The organism is Gilliamella apis (assembly GCF_002142155.1).
In the GTDB taxonomy this organism is placed as follows: domain Bacteria; phylum Pseudomonadota; class Gammaproteobacteria; order Enterobacterales; family Orbaceae; genus Gilliamella; species Gilliamella apis.
On sequence record NZ_NASD01000012.1, the window covers coordinates 37,184 to 55,427 of the forward strand.

The window sequence follows — 18,244 nt, forward strand, 5'->3', positions numbered from 1 at the left end:
ATCATTACAGGATGAAATCATGAAGAACTTATTTAAAGTGGTATCGGCGTTAGCATTGTTAAGTTGTGCTTGTCTAAGTGATGCTAAATTACCAGAATCAATCAAAATTGGTTCGGATACATCTTATGCTCCATTTGATTTTATAGATAAAAATGGTGAAATTACTGGTTTTAATATTGAAATTACCAAAGCACTTTGCGAAAAAGCTAATATTAAATGTGAATTTCAATCGACTGATTTTGATGCCTTAATTCCATCTTTATTGTCGCGTAAAATTGATATGATTTCATCGTCCTTAATGATGACTGAGAAACGTAAAAAACAGATTGCTTTCTCAGATGAAATTTTTCTTACTAATTCGCGATTAATTACTAAACAAGGTGCTGATTTATTACCGACAGTTGAATCTTTAAAAGGTAAAAGAGTAGGGGTAGAACAAGGTACTTCGCAGGAACATTTTGTTAATGATAAATGGCGTCCCAATGGGGTCATTATTGTACCATATCAAAATCAATTGCAGGTGTTTTCAGATTTAGTTGCTGGTCGTTTAGATGCGGCATTACAAGATGAAGTGACGGGAAGTTATGCGTTTTTAAAACAACCACAAGGAAAAGATTTTGCTTTTGCCGGGGAAGTTCTAAACGATAAAGGCTATTTTGATGTTGGTGTCGGTTTAGGATTCCGTAAAAAAGATGATGAACTGCGTGAAGCTTTCAATAAAGCATTAGTTGAAATTTTAAATGACGGTACCTATCAAAAAATAAATGACAAATATTTTGACTTTAACGTTTATAGTAATAAAAAATAGTTCATGCAAGGTTATCGTTCTCTAATATTACAAGGTGCCTTGATCACTATTGAATTAGCGATTTTTTCGCTAATTCTTGCCATTATTATTGGCGTTATTTGTGCACTCGGTAAATTATCAAAAAGGTCAGTATTACGACTTGCTTGTCAGGCTTATACATCATTGATTCGCGGTGTGCCTGATTTGGTTTTAATGATGTTGATCTTTTTTGGTCTTCAATTTTTATTAAATAACATTACCGATTTTTTTGATGTAGATATGCTGGAAATTGATCCCTTTGTGGCAGGCATTATTACGTTAGGTTTTATTTATGGTGCCTATTTTACTGAGACATTTCGCGGTGCATTCCAAGCTGTTCCCAAAACATTAATTGAAGCTGCAACTGCATTAGGTATGAATAAATGCCACACCTTTATATATGTCAGGTTCCCATTAATGATGCGTTTTGCTTTACCTGGCATTGCTAATAATTGGTTAGTGATTTTAAAAGCCACAGCATTAGTATCATTATTGGGATTGTTTGACCTTGTGAAAGCCACTAAAACAGCTGGTGAAGCAACATATCAACCGCTATTTTTTGCACTCATAGCTGGCGCTTTTTATCTATTTTTCACCTCTATTTCAAATATTATTCTATGGTGGCTTGAAAAGCATTATTCCACCGGAATTACTAAAGCTAAATTATAAACGAGCAATGTTATGTTAGAAATCCTTCAAGATTATTGGAAAGCATTATTATGGTCAGATGGCTATCATATTACTGGGTTAGCAATGACCTTGTGGATCTTGATTTTATCCGTATCTTTAGGTGGATTATTTGCATTAGTGTTAGCGGTTGGCCGTAATTCAAAACATTTTTTTATAAAATGGCCTATTTGGCTATTTACTTATGTTTTTCGTGGTACGCCATTGTATGTACAGTTATTAATTATCTACACGGGTATATACACATTAAGTTTTGTTAATCAACATCAATCTTTAAATGATTTTTTTCAAAGTGGGTTAAATTGTACTATTTTAGCTTTTGCTTTAAATACTTGTGCTTATACTACAGAGGTGTTTGCGGGTGCTATTCGCAACGTTCCTAATGGTGAAATTGAAGCAGCTACGGCACTTGGTTTTAATCGTTGCCAATTATATCGATACATTATTTTACCTAGAGCCTTTCGAATTGCATTACCTGCTTATAGTAATGAAGTCATTTTTATGTTGCATTCGACAGCTTTAGCTTTTACGGTGACGGTCCAAGATGTGATGAAAATTGCGCGTGATATCTATGCCGAAACTTATCAACCTTTTCATGCTTTTGGTATTGCGGCGGTGATCTATTTATGTGTGAGTTTTGTTTTAATTTTTGGTTTTAGACAACTTGAAAAACATTACTTGTTTTATATACATGTTGGTGGTTCAAAGACTTGTTAAAATAGTAACAGGCAATATTCAATATTGCCTGAAGATATATGAATAAAATTAATTAATTAAATTATCAGCAGGAATTCCATTATCATTGCTGTCATGATCTTTTGAACCTGGTAATGCACGAGTACGATCAATAGGTAAATAACTGCCATTTGTTGTTTCGATTTGACATTCACTCCAAAAGATTGAGTATTTGGTATTTGCATGCATACTTTCGCCACGGAAATAACAACGTGCTGCATTATATAAATCGCCTCGGCAAAGTATGGCTATTAACAACCAAACGCCCACAACCGCCCATGCTACCCATTTCAAATTACGCCATAAGAAAGACCAAAAACCTTTTTTACTGAAATGGCAATAAGCAAAAATTAATAGTATTACGCCAACAAATCCCAATGATTCATACAACCAAAATAGCCACATATGGTTAACTCCTAAGCAACAGTACTTAGTATTTTATACTATCTTTGAATTTACATCCATGAACCATTACGAATAATACCAACAGCAATTCCTTCAATAGCAAAACTTTGTTGTTCTAAGTCGACATCAATTGGAGAAAACTCAGGATTTTCAGCTAATAATTTTACGTGACGACCTTTTTGCGATAATCTTTTAACTGTTACTTCGTCATCGATTCGCGCAACAACAACTTGACCATTTTTAACATTTTGAGTTTTGTGAACAGCAAGCAAATCACCATCTAAAATACCAATATCTTTCATTGACATCCCTTCAACTCTTAATAAAAAATCGGCTTGAGGTTTAAATAAACTTGGTGATACTTGATAATGACTTTCGATATGTTCTTGCGCTAGAATTGGTGATCCAGCTGCGACCTTACCAATGAGTGGTAGACCTTCAAGTTCATTAGTGTCATCAGGTTGTTCTAATAATAAACGAATTCCACGTGATGAACCGGCAATCATTTCAATAGCCCCTTTTTTAGCTAAGGCTTTAAGATGTTCTTCTGCTGCGTTAGCTGAACGAAAGCCTAATTTTTGGGCAATTTCTGCTCGCGTTGGTGGCATCCCGGTGGTTTGAATATTTTCTTTAATTAAATCATAAATTTGTTGTTGGCGTTCGGTTAATGGTCTCATGGCGAATTCCTGTTTTTATATACAGATACATGTGATTATATACAGCTAAAAAAACAAAACAACTGTTTTATCTATTTTTTTTATGAATAGTGGATAAAAATGGTAACTAAAGTTAGATTTTCGATCTAAATCACATAATAGTATTGAAAATTTTCATAAAACTATTTAAAGAAACAATTTTATGCTACAAACAATCTATCTTGCTAATAAAGTAATGCTTGGCGTAAATTTAATGGCTAGTTTAGTAATTTATTGGCGTATATTCTGTTTAATAGTTGTATGATATAATTATTTTCGAAATGATTATTTATTGGAACTAATGTATGTCTTATATTGTTGCACTTAGTGGTGGCATTGCCAGTGGTAAAAGTACCATTGCTAATCTATTTGCGCAATTAGGTGTACCAATTATTGACGCTGATGTAATTGCTCGGCAAGTTGTTGCTGTAGGATCATCTGCTTTGACGCAAATTGTAAAACATTTTAGTCAAGAGATCTTGTTAGAAAATGGTGAGTTAGATCGAAGTCAATTAAGAGAAATTATTTTTAATAATGAACATGAACGGTTATGGTTAAACAACTTATTGCACCCGATTATTGCACAAGAAACTCAACAACAGATTGCAAAACAAACAGCTCCTTATATAATTTGGGTGGTACCATTATTAATTGAAAATAATCTACACCAACTAGCTGATCGGGTGTTAATAATTGATACTCCAGAGGCGTTACAACTAGAGCGCTTAATTGATCGTGATAAAATAAGTGAGTCTTTAGCCAAGAGAATGATTGATTCACAAGTTTCATTAAGCGATCGTTTAGCATTTGCAGATGATATTATTATTAATGACGGTAATTTGGTGTCATTAACAATGCAAATATATGATTTAAATAAAAAATATTTGCATAACTCTAAAGTTAAGAATAGCTATGAATAACATTGTTTTTGAACATCCATTAAACGAAAAAATGCGTACTTGGTTACGGCTTGAATTTTTACTTAATCAATTAAATACACACCATCATTTTGAGAAAAATAATGCTTTATTGTTTTTTCATGCTTTATCTGAATTACTCGAAATTATTGAACGAAATGATGTCAAAGGGGATTTGATTAAAGAGATTGAAGCTCAAAAACAAAAATTACTTTCTTGGATTGATATTGACGGTGTTGATAAAGAATTGCTTGGCGAAATGATTAACAAGTATGAAGTGTTTTTAACTAAATTTAACTCAAGTTTACGTTTGGGACAACCGTTAAAAGATGATCGATTTATCATGGCAATTCGTCAGCGTTTGATGATTCCAGGTGGATGTTGTAGTTTTGATTTACCATCTTTCCATTTGTGGTTAAATCAACCGCAAGAAAAACGTAATATTCAAGTTGATAAATGGCTGCAGCATATTGCAATACTTGATGAAACGTTAAAAGCATGTTTACAGTTTATTAGGCAACTAGGTGAATTTAAAACTTTTACTTGTACTAATAATTTTTTTCAAGAGACTAATGGCGATGTGAATTTGATTCGAATTCGTGTTGCTTTCGAGAAAAATGTTTACCCTCAAGTTTCCGGTCACATGTCTCGTTATAGCATTCGTTTTTTACCCCTTTATGCTGGCGATAATAGTAATATTGATGCAATTGAATTTGAACTTGCATGTTGTTAGTCCTATTACTTTAAGAGTGTTTAAATGAATAAAAATACTGTTACTATTGTAAAGTGTCCTACCTGTCAAAAAGATGTTGAATGGTCTGAAAAAAGTTTATACCGACCTTTTTGTAGTAAACGTTGTCAATTAATTGACTTAGGTGATTGGGCAACTGAAGAACATCGCATTGCTGATAAAGAACTAAGTGAACAAGATCTTTGGAGTGAAGATGATCTTTCCAATTTAGTGAGTAAATATTAATGAAGATTTTAGGTATTGAAACATCGTGTGATGAAACAGGTATTGCCATTTATGATGACAAGCAAGGGCTTATCGCTAATCAACTCTATTCACAAATAAAATTACATGCCGATTATGGTGGCGTTGTGCCAGAATTGGCCTCTCGTGATCATATTCGTAAAACAGTGCCATTGATACAAGCTGCACTAAAAGAGGCTAATTTGTGTGCAAGTGATATTGATGGTGTGGCTTATACCGCAGGCCCAGGTTTGATTGGGGCTTTAATGGTTGGCGCCTCTATTGGACGCTCACTTGCATATGCATGGGACGTACCAGCCGTTGCGGTTCATCATATGGAAGGTCACTTGTTAGCCCCTATGCTAGAAGATAATCCTCCTGAGTTTCCATTTGTGGCTTTGTTAGTATCAGGAGGACATACTCAGTTAATTAAAGTAACTGGTGTTGGTAAATATCAATTACTTGGTGAATCAATTGATGATGCAGCAGGGGAAGCATTTGATAAAACTGCTAAATTGTTAGGACTTGACTATCCTGGTGGTGCAAAATTATCAAAATTAGCTGAACTCGGCGATGCCACACGGTTTCGTTTTCCTCGACCGATGACTGATAGACCTGGTTTAGATTTTAGCTTTTCAGGGCTTAAAACTGCTGCAGCAAATACTATTTATCAACAGAGCCAAGCTCAGGATCTTGACGAACAAACCAGAGCAGATATAGCTAAGGCCTTTGAGGATGCTTTAGTTGATACTTTATTAATAAAGTCGCGTCGAGCTTTAGATCAAACTGGTTTTAATCGATTGGTTATTGCCGGAGGAGTGAGTGCCAATAAAACTTTACGTCGCCAACTTGCTGCACTTATGGCCCAACGCAAAGGGCAAGTTTATTATCCTCGATTAGAATTTTGTACTGATAATGGTGCGATGATAGCCTATGCAGGTATGATTCATCTTAAAGCCTCACAATTTGCCGATCTAGCTATTGAGGTTAAACCAAGATGGCCATTAAGTGAATTAAACGCGAAAGAATAATATCCTATTTAATTATTTATCAATGGAGCATTACCAGATTTTTATAGTGGGGTAAATTCCCCACTTTTTTCTTAATATAAGACTTATTGATTATCGTCAGTTGATTTATTTAAAGCTAGTTTTTCGATATTTCGGTTAATATTGAATAGAACACAAATTATTTCGTATCCGATGCGGGTAAATAAAGCACCACCAACGATGGTTATAATGCCGGTTATTATACCTAGTAGTGCTGAGCCAAAACTATAACGAATAATTAGAAAACTTGAGAAGATGATAACTAGACCTGAAAATGCGATAAGAATTAAACTTATCCAATAAATTACAGTAATAATTTTAGGCGTGAACATTTTGTCAAAAAAGAAAAAGTCTTTAAAAGAAAGTCCACTGGTATCTATTATTTTTTTCATTTTATTTCCTTAATTAAGTTTTATTTATTTTATTGCTTTGACTTTGGTCAAAAAAACGATACATTTAATACCAAATAAATCAATAAAGCAACGTTATTTTTAAAAAGGTTTTTAAAATTTTAATATGAAAACATTTATTCCGGGTAAAGATGCAGCACTTGAAGATTCCATTAACTATTTTCAACAACAATTAGATAAATATGATTTAGCTGTTAATGAAGCCTCTTGGCTTAACCCCGTGCCCAATGTTTGGTCGGTACATATTCAAAATATAAAATGTCCTTTATGTTTTGCTAATGGCAAAGGCTCGAGTAAAAAAGCGGCGTTAGCTTCTGCTTTAGGTGAATATTTTGAGAGACTTTCAACTAACTACTTTTTTTCTGATTTTTATTTAGGTGATAAAGTCGCTAATGGTGAATTTGTTCATTATCCATCGGAAAAATGGTTTGCAATTCCTGATGATAATAGTTTACCCAAAGGTTTATTATCGCAAAAGTTACTTAATTTTTATGATCCTGAACACGAATTAACGGCAACGGATCTAATTGATTTACAGTCTAGTAATAGTGAAAGGGGTATTTGTGCTTTACCATTTGTACAACAATCAGATGGCAAAACCATTTATGTACCAGTGAACTTAATTGCTAACTTATATGCATCAAATGGAATGTCAGCAGGCAACACACAAAATGAAGCGCGAGTACAAGCTTTATCCGAAATATTTGAACGTTATACCAAAAATAAAATTATTGCTGAAGCTATTAGTCTGCCAACTATTCCCGAAACAGTAATTAATCGTTATCCAGCCGTATTAGCAGCAATCGAAACGCTTGAAAAGGAAGGTTTCCCTATTTATTGTTTTGATGCATCATTAGCTGGTGAATTTCCAGTGATTTGTGTTGTGCTATTTAACCCTCAAAATGGTACATGTTATGCTTCATTCGGTGCTCATCCTAATTTTGGTGTAGCACTTGAACGAACAGTGACTGAATTACTACAAGGTCGAAGTCTTAAAGATCTTGATGTGTTTTCACCGCCAAGTTTTGATAATGATGATGTAGCAGATCTTAGTAATTTAGAAACGCATTTTATTGATTCAAGTGGCTTAATTTCTTGGGATCTTTTTAATCAAAAATCGGATTATGAGTTTGTTGATTGGGATTTTTCTGGTACAACCGAGCAGGAATTTGCCAACTTGATGGCGATTTTTGAGCGTCATCAAATAGAAGTGTTAATAATGGATTATCAGCATCTTGGGGTTTATGCTTGTCGAATTTTAGCCGTTGGCATGTCAGAAATCTATCCGCCAGAGGATCTGTTAATTGCTAATAACAATATGGTGATTCATCTTCGTGATTTGATTTTGTCACTACCATATCAAAAACGTACTAACAAGCAACTACTCGACATTATTGAACTGTTTGATGAAGAAGGTATAGATGATTTTGCTCGAGTTCGTGAATTACTTGGTATTGCAACAGGTAAAGATAATGCATGGTTAACATTGAGAATTGGCGAATTAAAAGCTATGCTGGCGTTAGCAGCACAGGATTTACCGCAAGCTAAATTATGGATAGATTGGACGATTGAAATGAATGAGTCTATTTTTAGTGTAGAACGCAATCATGCCTATCGTTGTTTGCAAACTTTAGTTAATTTCATTATTGAGCGTGGCGCAAACCAATTTGATGATTATCAACCTGCTTTTAATAAAATGTATGGTAGTTCCTGTGTAGCAGAAATGTGGCTTTATGCAACAGCAAAAAAACAATTTTTTGGGCTAACGGATTTAGATCACTCTATTTCAGATAGTGATAGTTTAATGGATCTATTTACCATGCACAAAAAGCTTTTAGATGTATATAATAAATTACATCAAATTATGTAATGAAAAATTTTATTAATTATCAGAAAAAACTAACTATTAATAGTTATTATTGATGGTTACAATAGTTTTTATAAAAAAATTTTTAATTAATACTTATCAAATGGGGCTAATTAGCATATTATATAAATGATCCATAATTAGATCTGTTATTTGATTAAGTTATCAAAATTTAGATTTACATATCCAAAAGATCTTTGTTGGCATTGTTGTATTATATTAAAGCAGTAAGATTACTTCCCTTATTGCTTTTTTCTCTCTTAATTAATGGTAATCAATAGCACAATTACGTTCAAAATCGTTTAGTTAAATTATTTTCAATATTTGTTTTTTTTAAATTATATAATTTATTAAGGATAAATGATGACAATACTTACCGTTGGTTTTGCTTGTTTAGATCTATTGTGTTTTACCTCATCTGGTTTGGAACTGAATGGTTCAATTACTTCCGATGATGTTGTTTATTCTGGCGGAGGATCATGTGCTAATACAGCATATTTATTAGCACTATGGGGTGAAGATATATATCATATTGGCCATCTCAACAATGATAATCATGGTAATCAAATTGAGACAGAGCTTGCTAATATTGGCGTTAATACGCGGCAATTTATCTTTTCAGAGAAAATGGTCACACCATTAGAAGCTATCACCGTTGATGAGCAAAATAATAGCTATACTATTATATCACATCGCTTGGTACAGCCGCCTAAATTGACAATAGCAGAAAAAAATAAATTAGCTCACTTTGTACAAACTGTAAGCGAAAACAAAAATGATATAGTTATGTTAGCTGATGGCTATGAAGCAGAATTGAGTGAGTACCTAATTGAGCATTTACCCAAAGTCAAAATGATTATGAATGTAGATAACCTGTCGGCTAATAGTTTGTACTTAGCTCAACAAGCTGATTATCTAATTGTAACAGAACAATTTGCTAGTGCTTTTGTTAAATTAAAAGCTTTCCATGGTAGCGATGAGATTAAAAGTGCATTGAAAAAATTACGCAATTTAACTAACGGTAAAATTATTATTCGTATGAATAAAAAAGATTGCGTATATCTTGATCATCAACAAGTAGTAACAATTTCTGGCTTTAACAAACAAGCTGTTGATGACATTACTGAAAATGATATTTTTCAGGGGGCTTTTGCTTACGGTATTAGTTATGGTTGGCCATTAGAGAAAACGATTTTGTTTGCCAATCTAGCCATAGTAGCAGCCAACAAACAGAAAAGAGGGCGTAGTGCAATGCCTAACTTGGTTGATATTAATCGAGCAGGTAAAGATCTTATTAAAGATTTTAAATACTTTTTTTGATCTATTACTAAAATGATTGATCATCAAAATTGTTTTATTTGAGCGAGCTCTTGAATCTCTAAAAATTACTTTTCTAAATATTTTTAAGTATCACAAATTTTCTGCTTTCTAATAGGATTTTATAATCAATTATGCTCATTCAATTACGTTTATAAGCTTTAAACAAAGCGTTTTCTCATAAGACCATTTTATTAATCACTGTTATCGTTTTGATATATTTTTTAAAACAAACTACAATTTTGTTAAACGTCCATGTTTAACATGTTAACCTGTCTTTATTATTATTTTTTTGTAATGTTCTTAACCTTGTCTGGCGAATTCACCTGCTTGCTGGATCAATTCTTCACTAGGAGTAACACCGGTATATAAAATAAATTGCTCAACCGCTTGTAACACGGCGACATCAGCTCCTGAAATAATCGTTTTATTTAAGTTTTTAGCATACTTTATAAGTGGTGTTTCAACGGGTAGGGCGACAACATCAAATATAATATCTGCTTGGTTAATCATTGCTTCACTAAACGATAATTGGTCTGCCTCAATGCCACCTTGCATGCCAATTGGCGTAACATTGATAATTAATTTAGCTTGTTCTGGTGTAATGGTAGATTCATCTTTTTGCCATTGGTAATTATAACGCTTAGCTAAAGCTTCCCCTTTCTGTTGGTTTCTAGCACAGACTATGCCATGTTTAAAACCAGCATCGTAAAATGCCCCAATTACAGCATTAGCCATACCACCACTACCTTTTAAAATAAATGGTGTGTTATTACTGATATGATTAGCTTTAATTAGTTTTTCCACCGCAATATAATCAGTGTTGTAGGCCTTCAAATAGTGATCGGTATTAACAATAGTGTTAACCGCTTGAATTGATTGTACCGAAACATCTAATTCATCAATAAATTCGATACATGCTTGTTTATAAGGCATTGAGATAGCACAACCACGAATTGATAATGCTTTAATTCCATAAATAGCATCTTTTAAGTTATTGGTTGTAAAAGCTTTATATAGATAATTTAAATCTAATTTTTCATATAAAAAATTGTGAAAACGAGTACCAAAATTACTTGGTCTTGCTGAAAGAGACATACAAACAATAGTATCTTTGTTGATAATTCTTGCCATTAACCAAAATCCTTGTGATCATATTAACTAATTCTTTATTCTATCATCTATTTTAACTAACGTATATTTGATTATGGTTGCAAACAATACTGGTCCGAAAATAACTCAAGAAAAAGCTACCGTAAAAGTGATGATACACCTATATTGTCACCAAAAACACCATACTCCAAAAAATCAACTATGTGATGAGTGTAGTGATCTCTTGCAATACGCCATGCAACGTTTAACTATGTGCCGATTTGGTGAGAAGAAAACTACCTGCGAAAAATGTCCAAAACATTGTTATCGTAAAGATTATAAACAGAAGATTAAAGAAGTTATGCGTTATGCAGGGCCAAGAATGATGATCCATCATCCAATCATGGCGGTTAAGCATTTGTATAAAAATTTGAAAACTATTTTGAAGGTATTTTAACAAAAGTATTTTTTCACAATTAAAAAAGTTGAGGAGAGGGGTTTTTGGCTTATTTTTATCACTTATTTTTTTGATTTCATCAATGTTGCATTCGTTTTTTCTATCAATGCAATAATTTTCACTTATTTTAGATGTTTTTTGCAATTTACTCGCAGTTAAATGCTAAAAATGCGAATGATTATCTTTTAAAATATTGTCATTTTTTAAATACAACCTTATTTGATAGGAAGTATGATGTCTGCATTTACGCTTGATCGCCTTTCTCAAGGACGTGAAGCTGTTATTAAACGTCTGTTACCTGACTCTTTACCTTTTCGTCAAAAGCTTTTAGCTATGGGAATGACGCCCGGATGTAAGTTGACTGTGATGCAAATAGCTCCATTAGGTGATCCAATTGAAATTAATTTGCGTGGTTTTCTACTGTGTTTACGCCGTCGTGAAGCGGCGGCAATTGAAGTTGAGGTAGTCGCATGAAAATTGCATTAGTTGGTAATCCTAATTGTGGCAAAACGACATTATTTAATTTGTTAACTGGTTCAAAACAGCGTGTAGGTAATTGGCCAGGGGTAACCGTTGAGCACAAATCTGGTTCGTTTGCTTATCAAAATAAGCACTATGATATTGTTGATTTACCGGGAACTTACTCTGTAGAGCCAGATCCAATCGGTATTGCTCAAGATGAATTTATTACTCGGCAGTTTCTATTAGCTGATAACAATAGCTTGATAGTTAATGTTATTGATGCAACAAATTTACAACGCAGTTTATATCTAACATTTCAGTTAATTGATATGCAAGTACCTATGATAATTGTGCTTAATATGGTTGATGCACTTAAAGCTATGGGAGAAAGATTAAATATCGATAAATTAACCAAAGCGTTAGGTTGTCCGGTTATTGCGATTTCGTCTACGCGAAAAACTGGATTATCAAAATTTTATCAGCAAATTGAAGCTAGCACATCGAATTTAAAGATTGCAATGCCAACCATTGATACGTTAAGTAGTGGTGCACAAGCGGTATTTAACCGATATTTAGGTGAATTGCCTGCAACCAGTCGGATACAACAATTTAATCGTTGGCAGTTAATTGAAGCCTTGCTTAATGGGGAAAATCAATCTTTAGATTTTTTAGAAAACGAAAAGTTAGCTGCTTGTCGTTGTTTATTGTCTATCAATTTCGATAATCAGATTGACGTAGCACTTGCAAGTGCACGTTATGATACGATTGATACGCTTTGCAAGATGGTGATTGATAAGCCTAGAGAAGCCAATATTAATCTTACTGAAAAATTAGATAAATTAGCTTTAGGGCGTTTTACTGGTATTCCATTTTTTTTACTCGCAATGTATAGCATGTTTTTTATTGCGATTAATTTTGGTTCAGTTTTTGTTGATTTCTTTGAAGGAGTATTTAGTACCATTTTTGTTAATGGCTTTGCTTATCTCTTAAATATGCTAGATACACCAACTTGGTTAACAGTTATTTTAGCTGATGGGGTCGGCAATGGCATCACTACGGTATCGACCTTTATACCGGTTATTGCGGCGATGTTTTTTGTGCTATCTTTTTTGGAAGATTCAGGTTATTTAGCGCGAGCAGCAATGATTGTTGATCGTTTTATGCGATGCATTGGTTTACCCGGTAAAGCGTTTGTACCCATGCTAATGGGGTTTGGTTGTGGCGTACCAGCAATTATGGCAACAAGGACACTTGATAGCCCTCGTGATCGTATTTTATCAATTTGTTTAATTCCGTTTATGTCTTGCAGTGCTCGATTACCCATTTATGCTTTGTTTGCTGTGATTTTTTTTCCTAATCATGCATCAATTATTGTCTTTATGCTGTATTTGCTGGGTATTTTGGTCGCTATGCTAACGGGATTTATATTAAAAAGTACACTGTTACAAGGTGAATTAACGCCATTTATTATGGAAATGCCCGTTTATCGTATTCCGACATTACGGAGTATGTTGAGAATAACTTTTCAACGTTTGAAAAGCTTTGTTTTACGAGCAGGAAAAGCCATTGTCGTTATGGTAACCGTACTTAGCTTCTTTAATTCCTTAGGAACTGATGGTTCATTTGGGAATGAAAATTCAAATCACTCTGTGTTATCAGTTATGGGGCAAAAAGTTACTCCTGTATTTACACCAATGGGAATTGATAAGCAAAATTGGCCTGCAACAGTAGGTATTTTTACCGGAATCTTTGCTAAAGAGTCAGTTGTGGCAACTTTAAATTCACTTTATTCAATGGATCATCAAACTGAACAACCAGAACATTTTTCTTTTTATGATGGCATCAAGTCAGCGTTAGAAACCATTCCAGATCGTTTTATTGATTTAACTAACTCAATCGCTGATCCGCTAGGTCTATCCAGAATTAATCAAGATGAAAACAGTCTACGAAATGAATTGTCTGTCGACTCGACTACGGTATCGAAAATAAGTAGTTCATTTGTTACATCATCTTCAGCTATTGCTTATCTTATTTTTGTGTTGCTTTATACACCTTGTGCGGCAGCATTAGGCACAATCTATCGTGAAACAGGGCTAAAATGGATGATATTTGTTGCTATTTGGACATTTGTTATAGGTTGGTTGTCTGCAACTATTTATTACCAATTTAGTTTATTAGGCCAATCTTCATGTGCGCCTTATTGGTTGATAGCTATTGGAGGATTTATGACTTTCATTTTTATCGTTATGCGTAAAATGGGGCGTTTACCTTGCTTTAATTAATATTACTTACCAAAACCACGATCTCACAACAATCAATCAGCTTGTTGTGAATAAAAATTATTGGTTAATGATAAATTTAAATATTGAATAATATGTTAATTACCGCAATTCGTGATTATATTCAGTTACAAGGACGAGCTAATCTGCAAGATGTGGCTCGTCACTTTCGCTTATCTAGCAGTGCAGTTGAACCTATGCTGAATTTTTGGGTTAAAAAAGGAGTAATAAAATTAATTAAACGTGATTTATTAACTTGTGCAGGTAAACAGTGTTCAACGTGTATAAGTTGTAATTTAGACGCTTATGCAAGCTATGTATGGATTGAGTAAAATATCGAATACAATCAATTAATGGTTAAAGTTAATTTGATTGTATCAAAAGTATTAATATCTAACCTTTGATAAATTCTTGCCAAATTATTTTAACTTTTTGCTTTTTTTAGAATTGAATCCACTTCTTTATCAGCTATTAAAAATTAAATTATCTTTTATTTACTATTTTTTTTGCGACTTATGTCACAAAATTAAATTTATTTGTATCTCAAAATTACAAATGATATTAATATGAACTTATGTTCATTTTGGTGTAAATTAAGTAAAAACTATAAAACCGATAACAAGTGATAAAAAGATATCCTTGATTTAAATTCGATCAACAAATTGCTAACTACTGGTTTAGATGATTACATAAATATGAAGAGTCAATTTTTTACATTATTTACCTGTTAATTTTTATGTACTAAAAAGTTAGTTAATGGCTATGAAATATCAATGTTTTTCGTTTTTATCGATAGCTTATTCTGATCAAATTGTAGTTTTATCAGTCTTGTTCATTTTTAGCCAAAAAGACCTTAACCGAAACGATGAAACCTTGTCGTTTTATTACTTAATAAATGTTATTATAATTATGTTTAAAAAACATGTAGTAGAGGAAATAGAAGTATGAGTCAATTAGATGAATTCAAAAAATTAACCGTAGTGGTTGCTGATACTGGCGATATCGATTCAATTAAACAGTTTTCTCCTGAAGATGCAACAACTAATCCATCGCTTGTTTTAAAAGCTGCTCAACTTCCTCAATATCGTTATTTAATTGATTCTGCTATTGAAACAGCTAAAAAACTAGGTGGTAGTAAAGCCGAGCAATTGGTTAATGCTTGTGACCAAGTAGCGGTAAATATTGGCGCTGAAATTTTAAAATCTATCCCAGGACGAATTTCGACTGAAGTTGATGCAAGATTATCATTTGATACCCAAGCCTGTATTGAAAAAGCTCGTCGAATTGTTGAGCTTTATAAACAAAAAGGCATTGATAAATCAAAAATTCTGATTAAAATCGCTTCTACGTGGGAAGGTATTAAAGCTGCTGAGGTTTTAGAAAAAGAAGGGATTAACTGTAATTTAACTTTATTGTTTTCCTTCGCTCAAGCGCGAGCTTGTGCTGAAATTAATGCCTTTTTAATTTCACCATTTGTTGGTCGTATTTATGATTGGTATCAAGCCAAAAAACCTATAGATCCTTATATTGCTGACCAAGATCCTGGTGTAGTTTCAGTACGTAATATCTATAACTATTATAAACAACATGGTTATAAGACTATTGTCATGGGGGCTAGTTTTAGACAAGTTGATCAAATTTTAGCATTGGCGGGTTGTGATCGTTTAACTATTTCCCCTAATTTATTGTCTGAGATGCAAAAATCAAGTGCCCCAGTAGTGCGTAAATTAGATCCAAATCAAACTTTAGTTGAGCGTCCAGCATTAATGACTGAAGCTGAGTTTAGATGGCAGCATAACAGTGATGCTATGGCTGTTGAAAAATTGGCTGAAGGCATCCGTGCATTTGCTGTCGATCAGGGTAAACTAGAAGATATGATCGGAGCACTACTTTAATTAAAAGAATAGGGGAAATATATTCCCCTTTTTTGTTTTGGTACGAAAGCGTTTTATCTGTCTGCTGTTTGTAGACAATCAATGAATATTTAAAATATATTTTTGGAGAATATTAACATGAATGTAACCACACTATCCCACCGCGAACTAGCCAATGCGATAAGAGCATTAAGCATGGATGGCGTGCAAAAAGCAAAATCAGGCCATCCTGGTGCGCCGATGGGGATGGCCGATATGGCTGAAGTCCTTTGGCGAGGATTTTTAAAACACAATCCTACTAATCCTAATTGGGCTGATCGGGATCGATTTGTATTATCAAATGGTCATGCATCAATGTTAATTTATAGCTTGTTACATTTGACTGGATATAACGTAACCCTTGATGACATAAAAAACTTTCGTCAATTAAATGCTAAAACCGCAGGTCATCCAGAATTTGGACATCTTCCAGGCATTGAAACAACAACAGGTCCTTTAGGGCAAGGAATTGCTAATGCTGTCGGTATGGCTATTGCTGAAAGAACATTAGCAGCTCAATTTAACAAACCTGCACATACTATTGTTGATCACCATACCTATGTATTTATGGGTGATGGTTGTATGATGGAAGGGATTTCTCATGAAGTATGTTCATTAGCGGGTACACTTAAATTAGGCAAATTAATTGCTTTTTATGATGATAATGGTATTTCAATTGATGGTGAAATTGAAGGTTGGTTTACCGACGATACCGCTAAACGTTTTGAAGCATATGGTTGGCATGTTATTCGTAGTATTGATGGCCATGATGCTAAGGCATTAGCTGAAGCTATCGAGCAAGCACAAGCTGTAACTGATAAACCATCATTATTAATGTGTAAAACTGTTATTGGTTTTGGTTCTCCAAACAAAGCAGGAAGTCATGATTGTCATGGCGCACCACTTGGTGATGCTGAAATAGAAGCAACGCGTAAAGCTTTAGGTTGGTCATATCCTGCATTTGAAATTCCAAAAGATTATTATGACGCATGGGATGCAAAAGCTACTGGTAAACAACGTGAAGATGAGTGGAATGCTCGCTTTGATGCATATGCAAAAGCTTACCCAGAATTGGCAAAAGAATTCAAACGTCGTATGAATGGTGATTTACCAAGTAATTGGCAACAGGTTGCTAAAGATTTTGTTAATAAGCTACAAGCAAATCCGGCAACAATTGCTACCCGCAAAGCCTCACAAAATGCCATTGAAGCTTTTGCGCCAGTGTTAACTGAATTTTTAGGTGGTTCAGCTGATTTAGCACCAAGTAATTTAACTATGTGGTCAGGCTCTAAAGAGATTTTAGCTAATCCAGATGGTAACTACATTCATTATGGTGTACGTGAATTTGGTATGTCTGCAATCATGAATGGTATCGCTTTACATGGCGGTTTTATTCCTTATGGTGCAACTTTCTTAATGTTTATGGAATATGCGCGTAACGCAGTTCGTATGGCCGCTTTAATGAAAATTCGCTCTTTATTTGTCTACACGCATGACTCAATTGGCTTAGGAGAAGATGGTCCAACTCACCAACCTGTTGAACAGATAGCAAGCTTACGTGTTACTCCAAATGTTAGTACTTGGCGTCCTTGTGACCAAGTTGAATCAGCTATTGCTTGGCAATATGCCGTTGAACGTAAAGATGGTCCAACTGCGTTAATTTTCTCAAGACAAAATCTTAAACAACAAGAACGCACTGAACAACAATTAGCCAATGTTTATCGTGGTGGCTATATTTTAAATGATTGCAGTGGAACTCCTGAACTGATTTTAATTGCCACTGGTTCTGAAGTCGAACTAGCTGTTGAGGCTTATCATAAACTTACCGAAGCTGGTAAAAAAGTACGTGTTGTTTCAATGCCATCAACCGATGCATTTGATAAACAAGACCAAGCTTATAAAGAATCAGTATTACCATCTTCAGTCACTGCACGAGTCGCTATTGAGGCTGGTATTAGTGACTATTGGTATAAATATGTTGGTCTAAATGGCAAGATTATTGGTATGACAAGCTTTGGTGAGTCAGGTCCAGCAGAACAATTATTTGCTAAATTCGGCTTTACAGTTGAGAATGTTCTAAAACAAGCCAATAGTTTATTAAAATAATAAATTTATTTAAATAGTAAAAAGCCACCTTATGGTGGCTTTTTTTAATCTAAT

General features: G+C 33.8%; 19 protein-coding genes. 15 read left to right on the plus strand and 4 right to left on the minus strand.

Annotation, left to right across the window (positions count from 1 at the left end; genetic code table 11):
- Window positions 1-19: 19 nt before the first annotated feature.
- From B6C84_RS07015 to B6C84_RS07025, 3 genes are read left to right on the plus strand one after another with little or no spacing between them, the layout of a single operon-like run.
- Entirely contained in the window at window positions 20-808 is a 789-nt protein-coding gene (locus tag B6C84_RS07015; protein ID WP_065579207.1) for a lysine/arginine/ornithine ABC transporter substrate-binding protein, read from the plus strand.
- Window positions 809-811: 3 nt separating this feature from the next.
- The gene (locus B6C84_RS07020; RefSeq protein ID WP_086320534.1) at window positions 812-1,495 is read left to right on the plus strand and encodes an ABC transporter permease; all 684 of its coding nucleotides are present in this window, start codon (window positions 812-814) and stop codon (window positions 1,493-1,495) included.
- A gap of 12 nt (window positions 1,496-1,507) precedes the next feature.
- Window positions 1,508-2,230: an ABC transporter permease gene (locus B6C84_RS07025; RefSeq protein WP_065651879.1), complete on the plus strand. Its 723-nt coding sequence runs from the start codon at window positions 1,508-1,510 to the stop codon at window positions 2,228-2,230.
- A gap of 48 nt (window positions 2,231-2,278) precedes the next feature.
- Here B6C84_RS07025 and B6C84_RS07030 read toward each other — a convergent pair whose 3' ends face one another.
- Both B6C84_RS07030 and lexA read right to left on the minus strand, forming a co-directional pair.
- Window positions 2,279-2,653 carry a hypothetical protein gene (locus B6C84_RS07030; RefSeq protein ID WP_065579204.1) on the minus strand — a complete coding sequence of 125 codons (375 nt, stop codon included), beginning with the start codon at window positions 2,651-2,653 and terminating at the stop codon, window positions 2,279-2,281.
- 50 nt (window positions 2,654-2,703) lie between these two features.
- Entirely contained in the window at window positions 2,704-3,330 is a 627-nt protein-coding gene (gene lexA, locus B6C84_RS07035; protein ID WP_065579203.1) for a transcriptional repressor LexA, read from the minus strand.
- Between the two features lie 323 nt (window positions 3,331-3,653).
- On the opposite strand from lexA, the gene coaE reads away from it, so the two are divergent.
- Genes coaE through tsaD form a run of 4 tightly spaced genes read left to right on the plus strand, consistent with a single transcriptional unit; the run spans window position 3,654 to window position 6,269 of the window.
- A complete protein-coding gene (gene coaE / locus B6C84_RS07040; protein WP_065651881.1) occupies window positions 3,654-4,268 on the plus strand; it encodes a dephospho-CoA kinase in 615 nt (204 codons plus the stop codon).
- Window positions 4,261-4,998 (plus strand): cell division protein ZapD, encoded by a 738-nt coding sequence (zapD, locus tag B6C84_RS07045; protein WP_086320532.1) that lies wholly within the window; start codon window positions 4,261-4,263, stop codon window positions 4,996-4,998. Before coaE ends, zapD begins: the two co-directional genes overlap by 8 nt.
- Before the next feature lie 24 nt (window positions 4,999-5,022).
- Window positions 5,023-5,241, plus strand: coding sequence for a DNA gyrase inhibitor YacG (gene yacG / locus B6C84_RS07050; protein WP_065613223.1), 219 nt, complete (start codon window positions 5,023-5,025; stop codon window positions 5,239-5,241).
- Window positions 5,241-6,269 carry a tRNA (adenosine(37)-N6)-threonylcarbamoyltransferase complex transferase subunit TsaD gene (gene tsaD, locus B6C84_RS07055; RefSeq protein WP_065613221.1) on the plus strand — a complete coding sequence of 343 codons (1,029 nt, stop codon included), beginning with the start codon at window positions 5,241-5,243 and terminating at the stop codon, window positions 6,267-6,269. The genes yacG and tsaD overlap by 1 nt, the downstream gene beginning before the upstream one ends.
- Window positions 6,270-6,352: 83 nt before the next feature.
- On the opposite strand, the gene B6C84_RS07060 is transcribed toward tsaD, so the two are convergent.
- Entirely contained in the window at window positions 6,353-6,679 is a 327-nt protein-coding gene (locus B6C84_RS07060; protein WP_065613220.1) for a DUF4282 domain-containing protein, read from the minus strand.
- A 124-nt stretch (window positions 6,680-6,803) separates the two neighbouring features.
- On the opposite strand from B6C84_RS07060, the gene ycaO reads away from it, so the two are divergent.
- Together ycaO and B6C84_RS07070 are read left to right on the plus strand one after the other, a co-directional pair.
- Window positions 6,804-8,567, plus strand: coding sequence for a 30S ribosomal protein S12 methylthiotransferase accessory factor YcaO (gene ycaO / locus B6C84_RS07065; protein WP_086320530.1), 1,764 nt, complete (start codon window positions 6,804-6,806; stop codon window positions 8,565-8,567).
- A 360-nt stretch (window positions 8,568-8,927) separates the two neighbouring features.
- Window positions 8,928-9,884 carry a carbohydrate kinase family protein gene (locus tag B6C84_RS07070; RefSeq protein ID WP_165754905.1) on the plus strand — a complete coding sequence of 319 codons (957 nt, stop codon included), beginning with the start codon at window positions 8,928-8,930 and terminating at the stop codon, window positions 9,882-9,884.
- A gap of 300 nt (window positions 9,885-10,184) precedes the next feature.
- Here B6C84_RS07070 and B6C84_RS07075 read toward each other — a convergent pair whose 3' ends face one another.
- Window positions 10,185-11,015 (minus strand): shikimate 5-dehydrogenase, encoded by an 831-nt coding sequence (locus tag B6C84_RS07075; protein WP_086320528.1) that lies wholly within the window; start codon window positions 11,013-11,015, stop codon window positions 10,185-10,187.
- 73 nt (window positions 11,016-11,088) lie between these two features.
- Between B6C84_RS07075 and B6C84_RS07080 the strand changes: the two genes are divergently transcribed.
- The 6 genes from B6C84_RS07080 to tkt all read left to right on the plus strand — a co-directional run bounded on the left by B6C84_RS07080 (window position 11,089) and on the right by tkt (window position 18,190).
- Window positions 11,089-11,430 carry a nitrous oxide-stimulated promoter family protein gene (locus B6C84_RS07080; RefSeq protein ID WP_086320527.1) on the plus strand — a complete coding sequence of 114 codons (342 nt, stop codon included), beginning with the start codon at window positions 11,089-11,091 and terminating at the stop codon, window positions 11,428-11,430.
- 234 nt (window positions 11,431-11,664) lie between these two features.
- Window positions 11,665-11,904, plus strand: a complete 240-nt coding sequence (locus B6C84_RS07085; protein WP_081298917.1) for a FeoA family protein — start codon at window positions 11,665-11,667, stop codon at window positions 11,902-11,904.
- Window positions 11,901-14,174 carry a Fe(2+) transporter permease subunit FeoB gene (gene feoB / locus B6C84_RS07090; protein WP_086354011.1) on the plus strand — a complete coding sequence of 758 codons (2,274 nt, stop codon included), beginning with the start codon at window positions 11,901-11,903 and terminating at the stop codon, window positions 14,172-14,174. The genes B6C84_RS07085 and feoB overlap by 4 nt, the downstream gene beginning before the upstream one ends.
- A 92-nt stretch (window positions 14,175-14,266) precedes the next feature.
- On the plus strand, window positions 14,267-14,503 hold the full coding sequence (locus B6C84_RS07095) for a FeoC-like transcriptional regulator (RefSeq protein ID WP_065651889.1): 237 nt from the start codon (window positions 14,267-14,269) through the stop codon (window positions 14,501-14,503).
- A gap of 612 nt (window positions 14,504-15,115) precedes the next feature.
- Entirely contained in the window at window positions 15,116-16,066 is a 951-nt protein-coding gene (tal, locus tag B6C84_RS07105; RefSeq protein WP_065613207.1) for a transaldolase, read from the plus strand.
- A gap of 117 nt (window positions 16,067-16,183) precedes the next feature.
- Window positions 16,184-18,190: a transketolase gene (tkt, locus tag B6C84_RS07110; RefSeq protein ID WP_086354012.1), complete on the plus strand. Its 2,007-nt coding sequence runs from the start codon at window positions 16,184-16,186 to the stop codon at window positions 18,188-18,190.
- Window positions 18,191-18,244: the final 54 nt, after the last annotated feature.

Excerpts from the sequence above, each read along its gene's own strand:
- tkt (WP_086354012.1), top strand. The coding sequence starts at position 16,184 with ATGAATGTAACCACACTATCCCACCGCGAACTAGCCAATGCGATAAGA.
- B6C84_RS07080 (WP_086320527.1), top strand. The coding sequence starts at position 11,089 with ATGGTTGCAAACAATACTGGTCCGAAAATAACTCAAGAAAAAGCTACC.
- zapD (WP_086320532.1), top strand. The coding sequence starts at position 4,261 with ATGAATAACATTGTTTTTGAACATCCATTAAACGAAAAAATGCGTACT.
- ycaO (WP_086320530.1), top strand. The coding sequence starts at position 6,804 with ATGAAAACATTTATTCCGGGTAAAGATGCAGCACTTGAAGATTCCATT.
- tsaD (WP_065613221.1), top strand. The coding sequence starts at position 5,241 with ATGAAGATTTTAGGTATTGAAACATCGTGTGATGAAACAGGTATTGCC.
- yacG (WP_065613223.1), top strand. The coding sequence starts at position 5,023 with ATGAATAAAAATACTGTTACTATTGTAAAGTGTCCTACCTGTCAAAAA.
- feoB (WP_086354011.1), top strand. The coding sequence starts at position 11,901 with ATGAAAATTGCATTAGTTGGTAATCCTAATTGTGGCAAAACGACATTA.
- lexA (WP_065579203.1), bottom strand. The coding sequence starts at position 3,330 with ATGAGACCATTAACCGAACGCCAACAACAAATTTATGATTTAATTAAA.
- B6C84_RS07020 (WP_086320534.1), top strand. The coding sequence starts at position 812 with ATGCAAGGTTATCGTTCTCTAATATTACAAGGTGCCTTGATCACTATT.
- coaE (WP_065651881.1), top strand. The coding sequence starts at position 3,654 with ATGTCTTATATTGTTGCACTTAGTGGTGGCATTGCCAGTGGTAAAAGT.
- B6C84_RS07085 (WP_081298917.1), top strand. The coding sequence starts at position 11,665 with ATGTCTGCATTTACGCTTGATCGCCTTTCTCAAGGACGTGAAGCTGTT.
- B6C84_RS07070 (WP_165754905.1), top strand. The coding sequence starts at position 8,928 with ATGACAATACTTACCGTTGGTTTTGCTTGTTTAGATCTATTGTGTTTT.
- B6C84_RS07030 (WP_065579204.1), bottom strand. The coding sequence starts at position 2,653 with ATGTGGCTATTTTGGTTGTATGAATCATTGGGATTTGTTGGCGTAATA.
- tal (WP_065613207.1), top strand. The coding sequence starts at position 15,116 with ATGAGTCAATTAGATGAATTCAAAAAATTAACCGTAGTGGTTGCTGAT.
- B6C84_RS07060 (WP_065613220.1), bottom strand. The coding sequence starts at position 6,679 with ATGAAAAAAATAATAGATACCAGTGGACTTTCTTTTAAAGACTTTTTC.
- B6C84_RS07075 (WP_086320528.1), bottom strand. The coding sequence starts at position 11,015 with ATGGCAAGAATTATCAACAAAGATACTATTGTTTGTATGTCTCTTTCA.
- B6C84_RS07025 (WP_065651879.1), top strand. The coding sequence starts at position 1,508 with ATGTTAGAAATCCTTCAAGATTATTGGAAAGCATTATTATGGTCAGAT.
- B6C84_RS07015 (WP_065579207.1), top strand. The coding sequence starts at position 20 with ATGAAGAACTTATTTAAAGTGGTATCGGCGTTAGCATTGTTAAGTTGT.
- B6C84_RS07095 (WP_065651889.1), top strand. The coding sequence starts at position 14,267 with ATGTTAATTACCGCAATTCGTGATTATATTCAGTTACAAGGACGAGCT.